General features: G+C 64.2%; 13 protein-coding genes. 11 read left to right on the top strand and 2 right to left on the bottom strand.

Going from position 1 to position 15,068, the window contains the following annotated elements:
• Nucleotides 1–20 precede the first annotated feature (20 nt).
• From LNV06_RS10290 to LNV06_RS10320, 7 genes are read left to right on the top strand one after another with little or no spacing between them, the layout of a single operon-like run.
• Nucleotides 21–362: an HPF/RaiA family ribosome-associated protein gene (locus LNV06_RS10290; RefSeq protein ID WP_263538154.1), complete on the top strand. Its 342-nt coding sequence runs from the start codon at nt 21–23 to the stop codon at nt 360–362.
• Nucleotides 363–415: 53 nt separating this feature from the next.
• Complete coding sequence (locus LNV06_RS10295; protein ID WP_263538155.1) at nt 416–1,114, top strand: Bax inhibitor-1/YccA family protein; 699 nt, start codon at nt 416–418, stop codon at nt 1,112–1,114.
• Nucleotides 1,115–1,163: 49 nt separating this feature from the next.
• The gene (locus tag LNV06_RS10300; RefSeq protein ID WP_263538156.1) at nt 1,164–1,469 is read left to right on the top strand and encodes a TFIIB-type zinc ribbon-containing protein; all 306 of its coding nucleotides are present in this window, start codon (nt 1,164–1,166) and stop codon (nt 1,467–1,469) included.
• 13 nt (nt 1,470–1,482) lie between these two features.
• A complete protein-coding gene (locus tag LNV06_RS10305) occupies nt 1,483–1,638 on the top strand; it encodes a hypothetical protein (RefSeq protein ID WP_263538157.1) in 156 nt (51 codons plus the stop codon).
• Nucleotides 1,639–1,676: 38 nt separating this feature from the next.
• Nucleotides 1,677–2,138, top strand: coding sequence for a TerB family tellurite resistance protein (locus LNV06_RS10310; protein ID WP_263538158.1), 462 nt, complete (start codon nt 1,677–1,679; stop codon nt 2,136–2,138).
• A 41-nt stretch (nt 2,139–2,179) separates the two neighbouring features.
• Nucleotides 2,180–2,818 carry an exopolysaccharide biosynthesis protein gene (locus LNV06_RS10315; protein ID WP_263538159.1) on the top strand — a complete coding sequence of 213 codons (639 nt, stop codon included), beginning with the start codon at nt 2,180–2,182 and terminating at the stop codon, nt 2,816–2,818.
• 58 nt (nt 2,819–2,876) lie between these two features.
• Nucleotides 2,877–3,869: a sodium-dependent bicarbonate transport family permease gene (locus tag LNV06_RS10320; RefSeq protein ID WP_263538160.1), complete on the top strand. Its 993-nt coding sequence runs from the start codon at nt 2,877–2,879 to the stop codon at nt 3,867–3,869.
• An 18-nt stretch (nt 3,870–3,887) separates the two neighbouring features.
• Here LNV06_RS10320 and LNV06_RS10325 read toward each other — a convergent pair whose 3' ends face one another.
• Together LNV06_RS10325 and LNV06_RS10330 are read right to left on the bottom strand one after the other, a co-directional pair.
• Nucleotides 3,888–4,373 carry a cyanophycin metabolism-associated DUF1854 family protein gene (locus LNV06_RS10325; protein ID WP_263538161.1) on the bottom strand — a complete coding sequence of 162 codons (486 nt, stop codon included), beginning with the start codon at nt 4,371–4,373 and terminating at the stop codon, nt 3,888–3,890.
• Complete coding sequence (locus LNV06_RS10330; RefSeq protein ID WP_263538162.1) at nt 4,370–6,649, bottom strand: cyanophycin metabolism-associated ABC transporter; 2,280 nt, start codon at nt 6,647–6,649, stop codon at nt 4,370–4,372. The genes LNV06_RS10325 and LNV06_RS10330 overlap by 4 nt, the downstream gene beginning before the upstream one ends.
• Before the next feature lie 292 nt (nt 6,650–6,941).
• Between LNV06_RS10330 and LNV06_RS10335 the strand changes: the two genes are divergently transcribed.
• From LNV06_RS10335 to LNV06_RS10350, 4 genes are all read left to right on the top strand, one after another.
• The gene (locus LNV06_RS10335; protein WP_263538163.1) at nt 6,942–9,131 is read left to right on the top strand and encodes a cyanophycin synthetase; all 2,190 of its coding nucleotides are present in this window, start codon (nt 6,942–6,944) and stop codon (nt 9,129–9,131) included.
• A 59-nt stretch (nt 9,132–9,190) separates the two neighbouring features.
• Nucleotides 9,191–11,770, top strand: a complete 2,580-nt coding sequence (gene cphA, locus LNV06_RS10340; RefSeq protein WP_263538164.1) for a cyanophycin synthetase — start codon at nt 9,191–9,193, stop codon at nt 11,768–11,770.
• 849 nt (nt 11,771–12,619) lie between these two features.
• Nucleotides 12,620–14,350 (top strand): ExeA family protein, encoded by a 1,731-nt coding sequence (locus LNV06_RS10345; protein ID WP_263538165.1) that lies wholly within the window; start codon nt 12,620–12,622, stop codon nt 14,348–14,350.
• A 22-nt stretch (nt 14,351–14,372) separates the two neighbouring features.
• The gene (locus LNV06_RS10350) at nt 14,373–15,065 is read left to right on the top strand and encodes a general secretion pathway protein GspB (protein ID WP_263538166.1); all 693 of its coding nucleotides are present in this window, start codon (nt 14,373–14,375) and stop codon (nt 15,063–15,065) included.
• Nucleotides 15,066–15,068 lie beyond the last annotated feature (3 nt).

The following is a 15,068-nucleotide window of genomic DNA, read 5'->3' on the forward strand; positions in this document are numbered from 1 at the left end:
AACCCGCCAGGAGTTTTGATATGCAAGTCCATTTCGAATCCAAAGACGCTTCGGCGCTGGCTCTTCGCGACGTCGCCGCCGAGCGACTGCGCTTTGCCATGCGTCGCGTGGCCTTGAACGTGCCACTGGCTCGGGTGCAGATGAGCGATGTGAACGGGCCGCGCGGCGGCATCGACAAGCGCTGCACGCTGGAGTTGCGCACCCATGGAGCCGGCACGCTGGTGATCGTGGCCACCGCCCGAGCGTGGCGCGCCGCCTTCGAGGCCGCGCTGGCCCGAGCAGCCCACGCCCTGGTGAAAGCCTGGCAGCGCGCCCGCAGCCATCCGCGCAATGACAAGCGCTTGCCGCTAGAAGCGCGCTGACAAAGCCTGGTCAAAACATCCACAAACCATTGAACACAAGGAAGACACCCATCATGGACACCTCGAACAAAAGCTATGCCATCACCGCCAACCAGGAGATGGCCTCCCACCTGAGCGAACGCCACAGCCCCGCCGTGGCGCGCGTGCTGCGCAACACCTACGCCCTGCTGTCGATGACGCTGCTGTTCAGCGCGGCCGTGGCCGCGGCCGGTGTGGCCTTCAAGCTGCCGGCTCCCGGCCTGATCCTGACCTTGATTACCAGCTTCGGCCTGCTGTTTGGTATCCACAAGCTGCAAAACAGCGGCTGGGCGATTCCCGCCGTCTTCGCCTTTACCGGTTTCATGGGCTACAGCCTTGGCCCGGTCTTGGCCAAGTCACTGGCACTGCCCGGCGGCGCGCAAACAGTAATGCTGGCCTTGGCCGCCACCGGCGCCACCTTCCTGGCGCTTTCCTCCTATGTATTGGCCACCAAGCGCGACTTCAGCTTCATGGGCGGCTTCTTGTTCGCCGGCATGGTGATCGCGCTGCTGGCCGGCCTGGGCGCTGTATTCCTGCAGATCCCGGCGCTGGGCCTGGCGGTTTCGGCCATGGTCGCGCTGCTGTCGGCCGGCCTGATCTTGTTTGACACCAGCCGCATCGTGAACGGTGGCGAGACCAATTACGTCATGGCCACGGTGGGCTTGTACCTGTCGATCTTCAATCTGTTCAGCAGCTTGATGGCCTTGTTCGGCTTTGGCAGCTCTGAGGACTAAACCCACAGGCCTCAGCCCAAGCTCAATTTATTCAGAAAGCGAGACCTCTATGAAATGCCCACGATGCCCCGCGACCACCTTGCTGCTCAGCGAGCGCCAAGGCGTGGAAATTGACTACTGCCCCGACTGCCGCGGCATCTGGCTGGACCGCGGCGAACTCGACAAGCTGCTCGAGTTCGCCGCCAGCAACGCCAACCCAGCGCCACGCCGCGCCTCCGGTCATGCCGACTTTGAAGACTCCGACTACGGCCCAGCCCCAGTTCGCCACGGCAATCAAGGCCATCGTGGCCATGAGGTCCACGGCGGCCCGGTACAGCGCCGCAAGAAGTCGTGGCTGAACGATTTCTTTGATTGAAAGAAGCCTGTCGATGAATCAACTCGCTCTCGGCCTGGCCTTGCTGGCCGCCGCCATCTTGTATGGCGCCTATTTCGAATACGCCGCGAAGAACCAGCGTGACGCCGGCTTGTTGGCCGGCGTCGGCAGCGCCGGCCTAGCCGGCAGCCTCGCCGCCTTCCTGATCTGAGCTGATCTGAACATTTGCAAGAAGCAAGCACCGCCCTCATGCGCCCCTACCCTCGCAACAGCCCGCAAGCGGCCGCCCGCATCCTGTCTTTGGCCGCCCTGGCCGACGGCAGCCTCTCACCGATCGAACTCGCGACCTTGGAGCAGATCGATGCCTACGGCCAGCTCGGCCTGCATCCGTTGCAAATGCAAGAGGTGATGCGCGGCTTGTGCGCAGACCTGCTCAGCCAAGCGCGTCTGATGCAATCCAGCGTTTGCGCCATCGATCCAGGCACTTTGAATGAGGTGCTGGCAGAAATCGATGACGTTCAACTTCGACTGACCCTGCTGCAGCTCTGTGTGGCCGTGATTGAAGCCGATGCCTGCATCGAGGCCGGCGAATCCCTGGTGCTCTTGGCGGCGCTGGAGCAATGGAATCTGCACTGGGCCCTGAGCGACGCGGCCGATCGCCCTTTCAGCGAATCTAGTGACTCCAGCGACTCCAGCGCAATACGCCACTAAGCCACTAAGCCACAGAAACCCAATAGAGACATCGCCCCACCATGACCCAAGCCCTGTCCGAGCGACTGAGTCGCGCCGCTGCCGATCTGCCGCCCGACAGCGTCACACTGCAAACCCTGGCTGCCGCCCATGGGCCGGCTGCTCAAGGCACGCTCTTGATCCTGCTCTCGGCGCCCTGCGTGCTGCCGGTGCCCGGCGTCGGTAGCGTGCTGGGTTGGGGCTTGTTGGCGATTGCGATTGCGCTATGGAGGCAAGACCCCTTGCAGCTTCAATCGCACGCCCAATTGCCGACCCAGGTGGCGGACATTCAACTGCCCAGACTCTGGGCCGAGCGGGTCTTGAAACTGCTGGCGCGCTTTTATGCCGCGGCGGGCCGCATGGCACGTACCCGCCTGACTCATCTGACCGAAGGCGGCGCGCAACGCTGGCTGGCCGCCAAAGTGGGCCTGATGGCCGTCCTGATCGTACTGCCCATTCCTCTGGGCAATCTCTTCCCGGCGATCAGCCTGATGTTGGTGGGCATGGGTTTGGTGGCGCGCGATGGCTTGGCCATCTTGGCCGGCAGCGCGATGGCAGCGGTCTCGGTGCTGTTCAGCGTGGCGGTGTTGGCGGCCGGTTGGATCTGGGGGCTGGAACTCTGGGACTTGATCGCCAACTTACCCACACAAATCATGGGTTGACTCCCATCCCTGGACAATTGCGTTCTGCACGTAAAAACCAAATGAAAGAACAAGCACGATGCAGAGCTTCCTCGATCCCGCCATCCTCTTTTTCGTGTTCGGCATCCTCGCCGGCGCGCTCAAGTCCAACCTCGAAATCCCGCCGCAGATCTCGAGATTTTTATCCCTCTATCTCTTGATGGCCCTGGGTCTGAAAGGCGGCTTCGCGCTCGCCAAATCAGGCCTCACCCCCGAAGTCAGCATCAGCCTGGGCCTGGCCTTGCTGCTGGCCGTTTTGGTACCTGCCCTCGGCTATCTGATTCTGCGTCGCTGGCTCTCGGGCTTTGACGCTGCGGCGATTGCGGCCACTTATGGCTCGGTCAGTGCGGTGACCTTCATCACCGCGGTGCAGTTCCTCGACACCCATGGCATTGCCTACGGCGGCCATATGGCAGCGGCGATGGCGCTGATGGAGTCACCCGCCATCATCATGGCGGTGCTGCTGGCCAATCTGGTGCGCCGCAAGGAGGCCGCTAAAACAGGCGCCACAGCGGGTGCCACTGCAGCCAGCGCGCCTGGCCCCTTGTCCAAGGTGATGCATGAAGCGCTGACCGATGGCGCGCAACTGCTCTTGATCGGCGCCATGCTGGTCGGCATTCTCAGCGGCGAGGCGGGCAAATCGGCCATGCAACCTTTTGCCGGCGACTTGTTCAAGGGCATGCTGTCCTTCTTCTTGTTGGACATGGGCCTACTGGCCGCTCGCAATATGGGCAAGCTGCGCAGCCAGCCACCACTGCTGATCGCCTACGCCTTGGGCGCGCCCTTGGTGCACGCGGGCCTAGCGCTGAGCCTGAGCGTGCTGTGCGGACTGTCCGCCGGCAATGCCGCCTTGTTGATGGTCTTGGCAGCCAGCGCCTCCTACATCGCCGTCCCGGCGGTGGTGCGCCACGCCATCCCGGAGGCCAATCCCAGCCTTTACTTCGGCATGTCGCTGGGGCTGACCTTCCCCTTTAATATCTTGCTGGGTATTCCGCTGTATGTGAGCGTGGCTCAGCGGGTGATCCCCGGCTGAGCCAGCGCCCGCCGGCAGTTAAAGGAATCGCTCGAGAATCTTCTTCGACGGGCGATCCAGGGCAAAGCGGTCTTGCACCATCAATTGCAGGCCGTGGCTGCTGGAGATCAGCAGCCGGCCCTCGCCCAGGCGGCGAATGTCTTCTTCGGTCTTCAGAATGAAGCGGGTCTCGCCCCGGTCGGTCTCCACCGTCCATTGGCTGGGGGTAGAGAAGGTCGAAACCTCTTTGATGCGCTGAATCATGGGCACGAACTCGCGGCTGGCCAGCTCAGCCGTCAGCAGCTCGCGATCAGTCGCCGGCAAATCGCTGAGCCGGTCAATCCAGGCCAGCTCATGGCCATCGCTGCCCAGCAGCGAAATACCTTCATCCGGCGCCGAGATCGGGTGCGCGCGCACCACATTGATGTCGCGGTGTTCCTGGCCCTGCAGATCGGTCAGCACCAAGCGGCCAAAGGCATTGCGCGAGAGTTTCTGAAAAATCGCCATGGTCTTGTTCTCACTCATGCTTGAGCCGTATGGGCGTTCAGATTGGGCAACATCGGCGGCACCTCATCGCCATCGGCATCCACGCGACGTGCCTGCGCCTCATACAAGCGCCAGTAGGCGCCCTGCTTGGCCATCAGCTCGTCGTGCGGGCCTTCTTCGACCACTTGGCCGCGATCCATCACCACCAGGCGGTCGGCCTTGCGCAGCGTCGACAGGCGGTGAGCAATCGCAATCGTGGTGCGGCCCTTGACCAGGTTGTCGAGCGCCTTTTGGATTTCTTTCTCGGTTTCGGTGTCCACCGAAGAAGTGGCTTCGTCCAAGATCAGGATGCGCGGGTCGATCAGCAAGGCGCGCGCAATCGAGATGCGCTGACGCTCGCCGCCGCTCAGACCTTGGCCGCGCTCACCCACCAGCGAGTCGTAGCCCTGAGGCAGACGCAAGATGAACTCATGCGCATGGGCGGCGCGAGCTGCGGCGACGATTTCTTCGCGGGTTGCATCGGGCTTGCCGTAAGCGATGTTCTCGGCAATGGTGCCGAAGAAGAGGAAGGGCTCTTGCAGCACCAGGCCGATATGGCGGCGGAAGTCGGCCACCGCAATGCGGCGCAGGTCGACGCCGTCCACGCGAATGCTGCCTTCGGTCACGTCATAGAAGCGGCAGATCAGGTTCACCAGCGTGCTCTTGCCGGAACCGGAGTGGCCGACCAAACCAATCATTTCACCGGGCTTGATGTCCAGGCTCAGGCCGCGAATCACCGCCCGATTGCCGTAGCGGAAGCCGATGTCATGGATCTGCAAGCCGCCGCTAATCTTGGGGCTGGGCACCGGATTCGTCGGCTCCGGCACATTCGACTGGTGGTCCAAGATATCGAAGATGCGCTTGGCGCCTGCGGCCGCTTTTTGCGTCACCGAGACGATGCGGCTCATCGAGTCCATGCGGCCGTAGAAGCGGCCGATGTAGGCAATGAAGGCGGTCAAGACACCGACCGTGATTTCCTGCTTGGACACCAAGTAAATACCAAAGGCCCAGACCACCAGCAAGCCGAACTCGGTCAGCAACGACACGGTGGGCGTGAACAAACTCCAGGTTCGGTTCAGCTTGTCATTGACCTTGAGGTTGTTGGCATTGGCGTCGCGGAAGCGCTGCGCCTCGCGCTTCTCTTGCGCAAAGGCCTTCACCACTCGGATGCCCGGAATGGTGTCGGCCAGCACCGAAGTCACCTCGCCCCAAACCCGGTCGATCTTCTCAAAGCCGGTGCGCAGACGATCACGCACGCGGTGAATCATCCAGGCGATGAAAGGCAGCGGCAGCAAAGTCACCAGCGCCAGCCAGGGGTTGATTGAGAACAGGATGGTGGCTGTCATCAGCAGCATCAAGACGTCGGTGATGAAGTCCAGCGCATGCAAAGAGAGAAACACGCTGATGCGGTCGGTTTCCGAGCCGATGCGACTCATCAGGTCGCCGGTGCGCTTGTTGCCGAAATACTCCAGCGATAGGCTCAGCAAATGGTCAAAAGTGGCCGTGCGCAAGTCAGCCGCGATGCGCTCGGAAGCCAGCGAGAGCAAATAAGTCTTGGCCCAGCCCAGCAACCAGGACACCAGGGCTGCACCAAACAAGCCGCTCAGAATCAGCGCCACCAGCCAGGGGTCGATCTTTTGACCGTTCTGGAAGGGAATCAAAACCCGGTCCATCAGCGGAATGCTCAAGTAAGGCGCCACCAGCGTGGCCGCCGTCGAGCCCAGCATCAGGGCAAATCCGCCCAGCAACTGACCTTGATAAGGCTTGGCAAAGCGGCTCAGACGCAGCAAGACCCAGGTGGAGGGCGGCGTGTGCAGCTCGCGGTCGCAAGTCGGGCACTCCTCGCTCTCGGGCGGCAGCGGCGCCTTGCAGCTGGGGCAGTACTCCAGGTCTTCGGCCGTCTCGCGCGGCGGCGCGTCGCCCTGCTCGATGCGGCGCTGAAAGGCTTCTTGCCAGCGCTGCGCCTGCAAATTGATCTGCAAGGTGAAGCGCCAAATGGCCAAACGGCCTTGGGCGTTGAGCAACTCCAAGGCGCCAACGCCAGCTTGGTCGGAGATTTGCATGCTCATCTCGGCCTGCAAGTCCCAATCCGTCCAGTTCCCCGTTGCCGGGTCCCAGGCCAGCAAGCGCCGGTTCGTCAACACCAGCAAGCCGCTGGCGAAGCGCAGCTGCGAGTCCAGGTCAACCTCCAGCGGGGCCAGGACGTTCTCCTGGGCAAGCAGCCGCGATTGACACTCCGCCCATTTCGGGTGCTGCAAGGACACTTCAACTGACATGTGAGGGTGCACTCTCGTGATAAGCCCGCCGCCCCAAAGAGACGCCAGGCAAGGTTTGACCCCCGGATTTTCACCCAGATGCAGAAGCCGGCGTCTAAATTGAGTCCTTCTTCACAAAACTAGCGCCACGCCCCGAGTCACACAAAGCCTACAAAGCTCGCTGAAACGATGGCCCAACTGAGCGCACAATTGCGCCCTGCCATGCTTAACGACGCCCGGTGAACTTCACCTGTTGGCAAGCCTGGCCCCAATTCACGCCAAAGCATGCGGCCCTGAACCGGCCCCCTCATCCATGAGCAAGAAAGAAGACATCAAGCTGTTGCGCATCAACTATTTGCGCGGCCCCAATATGTGGACTTACCGTCCCGTGCTGGAGGTCTGGCTGGATCTGGGCGAGTTGGAAGACTTCCCGACCAACAAGCTGGACGGCTTCACCCCCCGCCTGACCACCGCCCTGCCGGCCTTGATCGAGCACCACTGCGGCGTTGGCGAGCGCGGCGGCTTCTTGCAGCGCCTGGAAGAAGGCACTTGGTGCGGCCATGTGTTGGAGCACATCGTCATCGAGCTACTCAACCTCTCGGGCATGCCCACCGGCTTTGGCCAGACTCGCTCGACCAGCCAGCACGGCGTCTACCGCATGGTCTTCCGGGCTCGCGACGAGCAGGTCGCCCGCAGCGCCTTGGCCGAAGGCCATGCGCTCTTGATGGCCACCATCAATAGCGAGCCTTTTGACGTCAATGCCGCCGTGGCTCGCATCCGTGACAAGCTGGACGACTGCTACCTCGGCCCTTCGACGGCCGCCATCGTGGCCGCCGCCACCGACCGCCGCATTCCGCACATCCGCCTGAACGACGGCAATCTGGTGCAACTGGGTCATGGTGCCCGCCAACGCCGCATCTGGACGGCCGAGACCGACATGACCAGCGCAATTGCCGAAGGCATTGCGGGCGACAAAGACCTGACCAAGACTCTGCTCAAGTCCGTGGGCGTGCCGGTGCCAGATGGCCAGGCCGTCAAGACCCCGGCCGAGGCCTGGGAAGTGGCGCAGGACCTGGGCCTGCCGGTAGTGGTCAAGCCCAGCGATGGCAATCATGGCCGAGGCGTGACCCTGGATCTGCAAAACCAAGCCGATATCGAAGCCGCCTTCAAAGTGGCCGATGAAGAAGGCTCAGAAGTGCTGGTGGAGCGCTATATCCGCGGCAACGAGCACCGCCTGCTGGTGGTGGGTGGCCGGGTGGTGGCCGCCGCGCGCGGCGAGGCCGCTTGGGTGGTTGGCGATGGCCGTCAAACGGTGCGCGAACTGGTGGACCACCAGATCAACACCGACCCGCGCCGGGGTCTGACCGAAGAATTCCCGCTCAACCGCATCACCCTGGGCGACGACCCGGTGGTGATTCTGGACCTGCAGCGCCAGGGCCTGACGCCCGAGGCAGTGCCGGAGGCCGGCCGCCAAGTGCTGATCCAGCGCAATGGCAATGTCTCCATCGATTGCACGTCAGAGGTGCACCCGGACGTGGCCCATGCGGTCTCGCTGGCGGCCCGTGTGGTGGGCCTGGACATCGCCGGCGTCGACCTGGTCAGCGAAGACATTGGCAAGCCGATGAGCGAAACCGGCGCCGCGATTGTGGAAGTCAATGCTGGCCCCGGCCTCTTGATGCACTTGAAGCCCGCCGGCGGCAGCCCGCAGCCCGTGGGCAAAGCCATCATCGACCATTTGTTTGCTGAAGACGAATCGGGCCGCATCCCGGTGGTGGGCGTGGCCGGCTCGCGGGGCACCCACACCATCAGCCGCCTGGTCGCCTGGCTCTTGCATCTGAATGGCCGCCATGTCGGCCTGGCCTGCCGCGACGGCCTGTTCCTGGGCAGCCGCCGGGTCGAACGCCGCGCCTCCAACAACTGGGACGCTTCGCACCGCCTGCTGATGAACCGCACCGTGGACGCGGTGGTCATCGAAAACAGCGCCGCCTCCATCTTGCGCGATGGTCTGGCCTATGACCGCTGCCAAGTCGGCGTGGTCACCGATATGGGCGGCATGGACAGCTTGAGCGAGTTCGATGTGCAAACCGAGGCGCAGCTGTACAAGGTGCTGCGCACCCAGATCGACGTGGTGCTGTCCGAAGGCATGGCGGTGCTGAACGCTGCTGAGCCCGAGTTGCTGGAGATGGCCGAGCTGAGCGATGGTGATGTGCTGCTCTACGCGCTGGACGGCAGCCTGCCGGCCCTGGTGGAACACCGCGCCAAGGGCGGCCGCGCTGTCTTCTTGCAAGGCGGCGCTGCGGTGTTGGCCGATGGTGCTTCAGAAACTGTGGGCGCCAATGTCGACGCCTTGCTCAAGCGCTTCACCGCCACGCAGACCGCGGTCGGCGCCGAAGTGGACGCCGGCATTGTGCTGGCGGCCGTGGCGACCGCCTGGGCCATGAATATTTCGCCTGAGCTGATCTCTGCAGGCATGGACACCTTCGTGCCCGAACTGGCCGCCTGACTCAAGACTGAAGTCCGAGTCAAAGCGCCCGAACACTAGATTCCCGAGGAAGAGCAAACATGGAAGTCTCTCGCACCCGCGCCCTGCGCGGCCCGAATATGTGGAGCCGCCACACCGCCATCGAAGCCGTGGTGCACTGCACACCGGCCGAGCAGTCGATTGCCGACATGCCCGAGTTCGAGGCCCGGCTGCGCGCCCTCTTCCCCAGCATCGGCCCGCTGCGGCCAGCCAGCGCCAAGCGCACCCCAATCTCGCTGGCCCATGTGCTGGAGCAAGCCACCCTGGCCCTGCAAGCGCAAGCGGGTTGCCCGGTCACCTTCAGCCAGACCCATGTGACCTCCGAGCCCGGAAGCTACCAAGTGGTGGTGGAGTACAGCGAAGAAGACGTCGGCCGCATGGCTTTTGACGCGGCTTGCAAGCTGGTGGAAGCGGCGCGGGATGGCGGCAGCTTCGATGCCGACGCCACGCTGAAGGAACTGCGCGATCTGGACGAAGACGTGCGCCTCGGCCCCTCAACCGGTTCCATCGTCAACGCCGCCGTGGCGCGCGGTGTGCCTTATCGCCGCCTGACCCAGGGCAGCCTGGTGCAATTCGGCTGGGGTGCCAAGCAGCGCCGCATCTGGGCCGCCGAGGTGGACGCCACCAGCGCCGTCAGCGAATCGATCGCCCAAGACAAAGACCTGTGCAAGCGCCTGCTGCAATCGGCCGGCGTGCCGGTGCCGACCGGGCGTCCGGTGGAGTCCATCGACGATGCCTGGGCCGCCGCGCTGGAGATCGGCTTGCCGGTCGTGGTGAAGCCGCAAGACGGCAACCAAGGCAAAGGCGTGACTGTCAATGTGGTGACGCGCGAGCACATGGAAATCGCCTACAAGGCGGCCGACGAAATCGGCCAGGTCATGGTGGAAAAGTTCCTGCCCGGCAGCGACTACCGCCTGCTGGTGGTGGGCGACAAGCTGGTGGCCGCCGCACGCCGCGACCCGCCGCATGTCATCGGTGACGGCCAGCTGACCGTCAAGCAATTGGTCGACAAGGTCAATGCCGACCCCAAGCGCGGCGATGGCCACGCCACCTCGCTGACCAAGATCCGCTTCGACGACATCGCCGTGGCGCGCCTGACCCAGCAAGACCTGACCCCCGATTCGGTGCCTGAAAAAGGCCGCCGCGTCATCCTGCGCAACAACGCCAATCTGTCCACCGGCGGCACCGCCACCGATGTAACCGACGATGTGCACCCCGAAGTGGCGGCTCGCGCCATTGCTGCGGCACAGGTCGTGGGCCTGCATGTCTGCGGCGTCGACGTGGTGGCCGAAAGCGTGCTGCGGCCGCTGGAAGAAATCAACGGCGGCATCGTCGAAGTGAATGCCGCGCCGGGCTTGCGCATGCACCTGTCGCCGTCCTACGGCAAGGGCCGCAATGTCGGTGAGGCCATCATCTCGCACCTCTATGGCCACGGCCACAAGAGCGAAGACGGCCGCATTCCGGTCGTCGCCGTCACCGGCACCAATGGCAAGACCACCACCTCACGCCTGATCGCCCATCTGTTCGCCACCTGCGGACTCAAGGTGGGCATGACCAATACCGACGGGGTTTACGTCGATGGCCGCCAGATCGACAGCGGCGATTGCTCCGGCCCCAAGAGCGCCCGCAATGTGCTGATGCACCCCGATGTGGAAGCGGCCGTGTTCGAGACCGCCCGTGGCGGCGTGCTGCGCGAGGGCCTGGGTTTTGACCGCTGCCAAGTGGCCGTCGTCACCAACCTCGGTGCCGGCGACCACCTGGGCATGAACTTCCTCAATACCGTGGAAGAGCTGGCCCTGGTCAAGCGAGTCATTGTGCAAAACGTTGCGCCTAACGGTTATGCCGTGCTGAACGCGGCCGACCCGGTGGTCGCCAATATGGCCAGCACCTGCCCTGGCCAGATCATCTTCTTCGCCGCCGACCGCCACCATCCGCTGATGGCCACGCACCGCGCCCAAGGCAAGCGCTGCGTTTATGTGGACGGCGATCAGCTGGTGGCCGCTCAGGGCAGCTGGCGCGAAAACATTCCGCTGCGCGACATCCCCATCACCCGCAATGGCGCGATCGGCTTCCAGGTCGAAAACGCCATGGCCTCGGTGGCCGCCGGCTGGGGTATCGGCATCGACTGGGACACCATACGCCGCGGCGTGGCCAGCTTCGCCAATGACGCCGACAACGCACCCGGCCGCTTCAATGTGATGGACTATCGCGGCGCCACCGTGATTGCTGACTACGGCCATAACGCCGACGCCATGCGGGCCCTGGTGGCGGCCGTGGCCGCACTGCCGGGCAATAAGCGCTCGGTGGTTATCAGCGGCGCCGGCGACCGTCGCGACGAAGACATCCGCGAGCAGACCGTCATCTTGGGCTCTGCCTTTGATGATGTGATCCTGTTCCAGGACGCCTGCCAACGCGGCCGCGAAGACGGCGAGGTGCTGGCCTTGCTGCGCCAAGGCCTGGAGGGCGCCGAGCGCACCAGCTTCATCGACGAAATCCGCGGCGAGTTCGTCGCCATTGACTCTGCGCTGGCGCGACTGCAGCCGGGCGATCTGTGCCTGGTGCTGGTCGATCAGGTGGAAGAAGCGCTGGCCCATTTGGCCAAACGAATCTCTGAAGGCTGAGACCGGCTCTAAGCCCGAGCGGGAGCCTGTGATCGCCTTTTTTCGCTGAAGGCGGCATAGCGCCCGGAGCGGACTGTTTGGTTTTGCGTGTGAGGCACGGCAGCCCAGGCCGTCGCTGGGCTCATGGCTCGGGGGTCGGCCCTGGTGGGCCGACTGCCTTGCGCTGCTCGCAACTTGGGGCCGGCTCCGAACTCACTGCACTCGCTGCGCTCGTTCCGTTCAAACATGCGGAGCCAAGCTAGAGGTGGAAGCGCGCTGCGCGCGCGCCCCAAGTCGCTGCGCTGCTCAGCCCCTCACAAATCGCCCAACAACGGCCCGGGCTACCGTGCGCCTGCATAGCGAACGCCGTGCTTCTCCAACCGTGCCAAGAGCCCGGTTCGCATTGACTCGGCCCGCCGACGGGCGATTTGTGCTCGGCCGAGAGCGCAGCGGAGCGGGTCAGGCGCGCACAGCGCGCTTCAACTGCTGACTTGGCAGCCCCTGTTTGAGCGCAGTGAGCTTGCGCGAACGAAGCGAGTTGGCTGCCGCTGACCCGCGCAGTGAGCACCGAGGGAAGTCGGCTCGCCAGAGCCGACCCGGGAACCATGAGCACGGCGGCGGGCCGAGTCAATGCGCGTGTCAGAGCCTCAGAGGGAAGACAGCTCCGGGCACTTTGCTGTCGGTCACTCTCGGCAAGCGCTGTGATCCAAGGCAAAAAGGTGGCGCATTTCGCAGACATTGGTATCGACTGCCGCAGGGCGCGAGGCGAGAGCCTCGTGCCTTTTCTTCTGCCGCGCCCATCCTTGGCGGCATGAGCCGCTACCATCGGCGCCATTCCAGCTTTCTTCACGGGACGCGCCTGCCCCACCCATGTACGCGAACTTCTTTGGCCTGAAGCAAGAGCCCTTTTCGATCGCCCCGGACCCGCACTACCTCTATATGAGCGAGCGGCACCGCGAGGCGCTGGCGCATCTGCTCTACGGCCTGCGCGGTGGTGGCGGCTTTGTGCTTTTGACCGGCGAGATCGGCACCGGCAAGACCACCGTCTGCCGGGCCTTTTTGGCGCAAACGCCGAAGCGCTGCAATGTGGCCTATATCTTCAACCCCAAGCTCAGCGTCAGCGAGTTGCTGCACACGGTGTGCGAGGAATACGGCATCCAGCACCACCAGGCCTTGCCCAAGCAGGGCGAGGCCGCTGGCTCGGTCAAGCCTTTTGTCGATGCGCTGAATGAGTTCTTGTTGCGCACCCATGCGGTCGGGCAGAACAACATCCTCATCATCGACGAGGCGCAAAACCTCTCGGCCGAGGTGCTGGAGCAGTTACGCCTGCTGACCAATTTGGAAACCCATGAACGCAAGCTGCTGCAGATCATCTTGATCGGTCAGCCGGAATTGCGCGATATGTTGGCGCGGCCGGAGTTGGAGCAACTCTCGCAGCGGGTGATCGCACGCTTTCATCTGCCGGCTTTGTCGGAGGCGGAGACCGCTCACTATGTGCGCCACCGCATGGGCGTGGCCGGCTTCAGCGCCGCCCTGCCCTTTGATGCCAAGGCTCTGAAACTTGTGCATCAGCTCGCGCGTGGCGTGCCGCGCCGCATCAATCTGCTGTGCGACCGCGCCCTGCTCGGCGCCTATTCGCAAGAGCGGGCGCAGATCGATTCGCGCACCGTGGAGCGGGCGGCGGCTGAGGTGTTTGGCCCGGAAGCTCTGCCGCGCCCTTGGCTGAAACGCAGCGCAGCGCGCTGGAGTCTTGGGCTACTCAGCCTGGCAGTGCTCGGCGCTGCCGCCGGCGGCGCATGGGTCTGGCAAGCGCGCAGTGGCACGGCAAGCCTCATGGCCACGGCAGCCATCGCAAAGCCGTCTTCGACACCCGCCCTGCCGGCCGCATCAAGCGCCAGTGCCGTCAGTCGCCCTGCAGCGTCAGCCGCAGAAGCCAAGCCCGCACCTGCTCCGGCAGCAACAGCTCTCAGCCTGGGCCTGCGCAGCGAAGGCCAGGCCTGGCAAGCCTTGGCCCAACTCTGGGGGGCTGAGGCGCCCGAACTCGAAGCCTGCGCCGCCCTGGCCCGCCAGCAATTGCAGTGTTTTCGCAGCAGCAAGGTCAACAGTGGTGACGGCGGCCTGAGCCTGCTGCGCCTGCTCAATCGCCCGGCTCTGCTGAGCCTGCGCGATGAGGCGGGTCAGCCTTTTTATGTCTTGCTGCTGCGCCTAGACGATCAAACCGCCACCTTGAGCTTGGGCAATCAAACGCAGCGCATCTTGCTCTTGGCGCTCAGCCAGCAATGGCGCGGCGAGTTCAGCACCTTGTGGCGCGCGCCTGCGGGCTACAGCACCCGTGGGCCCAATAGCGCCTTGCAGCCCTGGGTGAAGACGCAGCTAGACAAAGCCTTTGGTGAAGCCTCGCCTTCGTCGGAATCGATGAAGCAAGACCAGAAGAGCAGGCTGGCCGCCTTCCAGCGCGCGCAAGGTTTGCGCAGCGACGGCCAGACCGGCCCGGTCACCTTGATGCTGCTGAATGCAGTGGCCGGTGTCGATGAGCCGCGGCTGCAAGCCAGCGCCGAAAAGCCTGCATCGGGCAAGCCAGCCGCCAGCTCGGCACCCTGAGCCCAAGAAAGCCAAATGCGCCATGTCCTACATTCTTGAAGCCCTGAAACGCGCCGAGGCCGAACGCGAGCGCGGCAGCTTGCCGACGCTGATGAGCCAGACCGTGGGAGTGGACGCGCCCACGCCGGCCAGCCCGGCGCCCGCCTCCAAGTCGGGCCTGCGTCTGGCCGTCGGCCTGGCCGCTGTGCTCGGTGTTTTGGCCTTAGGGGCTTGGCTGGGTCGAGGTTTGGGGTCGGACGAGGCGACGCCTGCTGCGCCGCCGCCAGCCCAGCCAGCGGCGGTATTGCCAGAGCCTGCGCCCATAGTCAGCACTGAAGCCCCACCTGTGCCCTTGGCCAGCCGGGTCGTGCCGCCACCGCCGGTGATGGAACCCGTGCCCGCACCCAACACCCCATCGCACATGGCGCAGAAAGAGCCGAGTCCGGTCTTGAGCAAGAGCGCCTCGACAGAGCCCGTCGCTGCGCCCACCGCCCCCACACCGGCGACCGCGATCCCCGCGCTGAAAGACCTGCCTGAAGCACTGCGCCGCGAGGTGCCAGCGCTCAGCGCCAGCGGCGCGATGTACTCAGAGATTCCGTCCAAGCGCATGCTCATCATCAACGGCCAGCTGCTGCAAGAAGGCGCACGCGTGACGCCGGACTTGACGCTGGAGCAGATCGAGCTGAAGAGCGCGGTGCTCTCTTTCAAAGGCCAGCGCTTTCGCATCAGCTACTGAAGC

It is taken from the genome of Paucibacter sp. Y2R2-4, assembly GCF_025717535.1.
Classification (GTDB): Bacteria; Pseudomonadota; Gammaproteobacteria; order Burkholderiales; family Burkholderiaceae_C; genus Paucibacter_A.

What these genes read in the sequence shown, in the direction of transcription:
- LNV06_RS10295 (WP_263538155.1), top strand. Translation starts at nt 416, where the DNA reads ATGGACACCTCGAACAAAAGCTATGCCATCACCGCCAACCAGGAGATG.
- LNV06_RS10345 (WP_263538165.1), top strand. Translation starts at nt 12,620, where the DNA reads ATGTACGCGAACTTCTTTGGCCTGAAGCAAGAGCCCTTTTCGATCGCC.
- LNV06_RS10310 (WP_263538158.1), top strand. Translation starts at nt 1,677, where the DNA reads ATGCGCCCCTACCCTCGCAACAGCCCGCAAGCGGCCGCCCGCATCCTG.
- LNV06_RS10325 (WP_263538161.1), bottom strand. Translation starts at nt 4,373, where the DNA reads ATGAGTGAGAACAAGACCATGGCGATTTTTCAGAAACTCTCGCGCAAT.
- LNV06_RS10290 (WP_263538154.1), top strand. Translation starts at nt 21, where the DNA reads ATGCAAGTCCATTTCGAATCCAAAGACGCTTCGGCGCTGGCTCTTCGC.
- LNV06_RS10305 (WP_263538157.1), top strand. Translation starts at nt 1,483, where the DNA reads ATGAATCAACTCGCTCTCGGCCTGGCCTTGCTGGCCGCCGCCATCTTG.
- LNV06_RS10330 (WP_263538162.1), bottom strand. Translation starts at nt 6,649, where the DNA reads ATGTCAGTTGAAGTGTCCTTGCAGCACCCGAAATGGGCGGAGTGTCAA.
- LNV06_RS10320 (WP_263538160.1), top strand. Translation starts at nt 2,877, where the DNA reads ATGCAGAGCTTCCTCGATCCCGCCATCCTCTTTTTCGTGTTCGGCATC.
- cphA (WP_263538164.1), top strand. Translation starts at nt 9,191, where the DNA reads ATGGAAGTCTCTCGCACCCGCGCCCTGCGCGGCCCGAATATGTGGAGC.
- LNV06_RS10335 (WP_263538163.1), top strand. Translation starts at nt 6,942, where the DNA reads ATGAGCAAGAAAGAAGACATCAAGCTGTTGCGCATCAACTATTTGCGC.
- LNV06_RS10315 (WP_263538159.1), top strand. Translation starts at nt 2,180, where the DNA reads ATGACCCAAGCCCTGTCCGAGCGACTGAGTCGCGCCGCTGCCGATCTG.
- LNV06_RS10300 (WP_263538156.1), top strand. Translation starts at nt 1,164, where the DNA reads ATGAAATGCCCACGATGCCCCGCGACCACCTTGCTGCTCAGCGAGCGC.
- LNV06_RS10350 (WP_263538166.1), top strand. Translation starts at nt 14,373, where the DNA reads ATGTCCTACATTCTTGAAGCCCTGAAACGCGCCGAGGCCGAACGCGAG.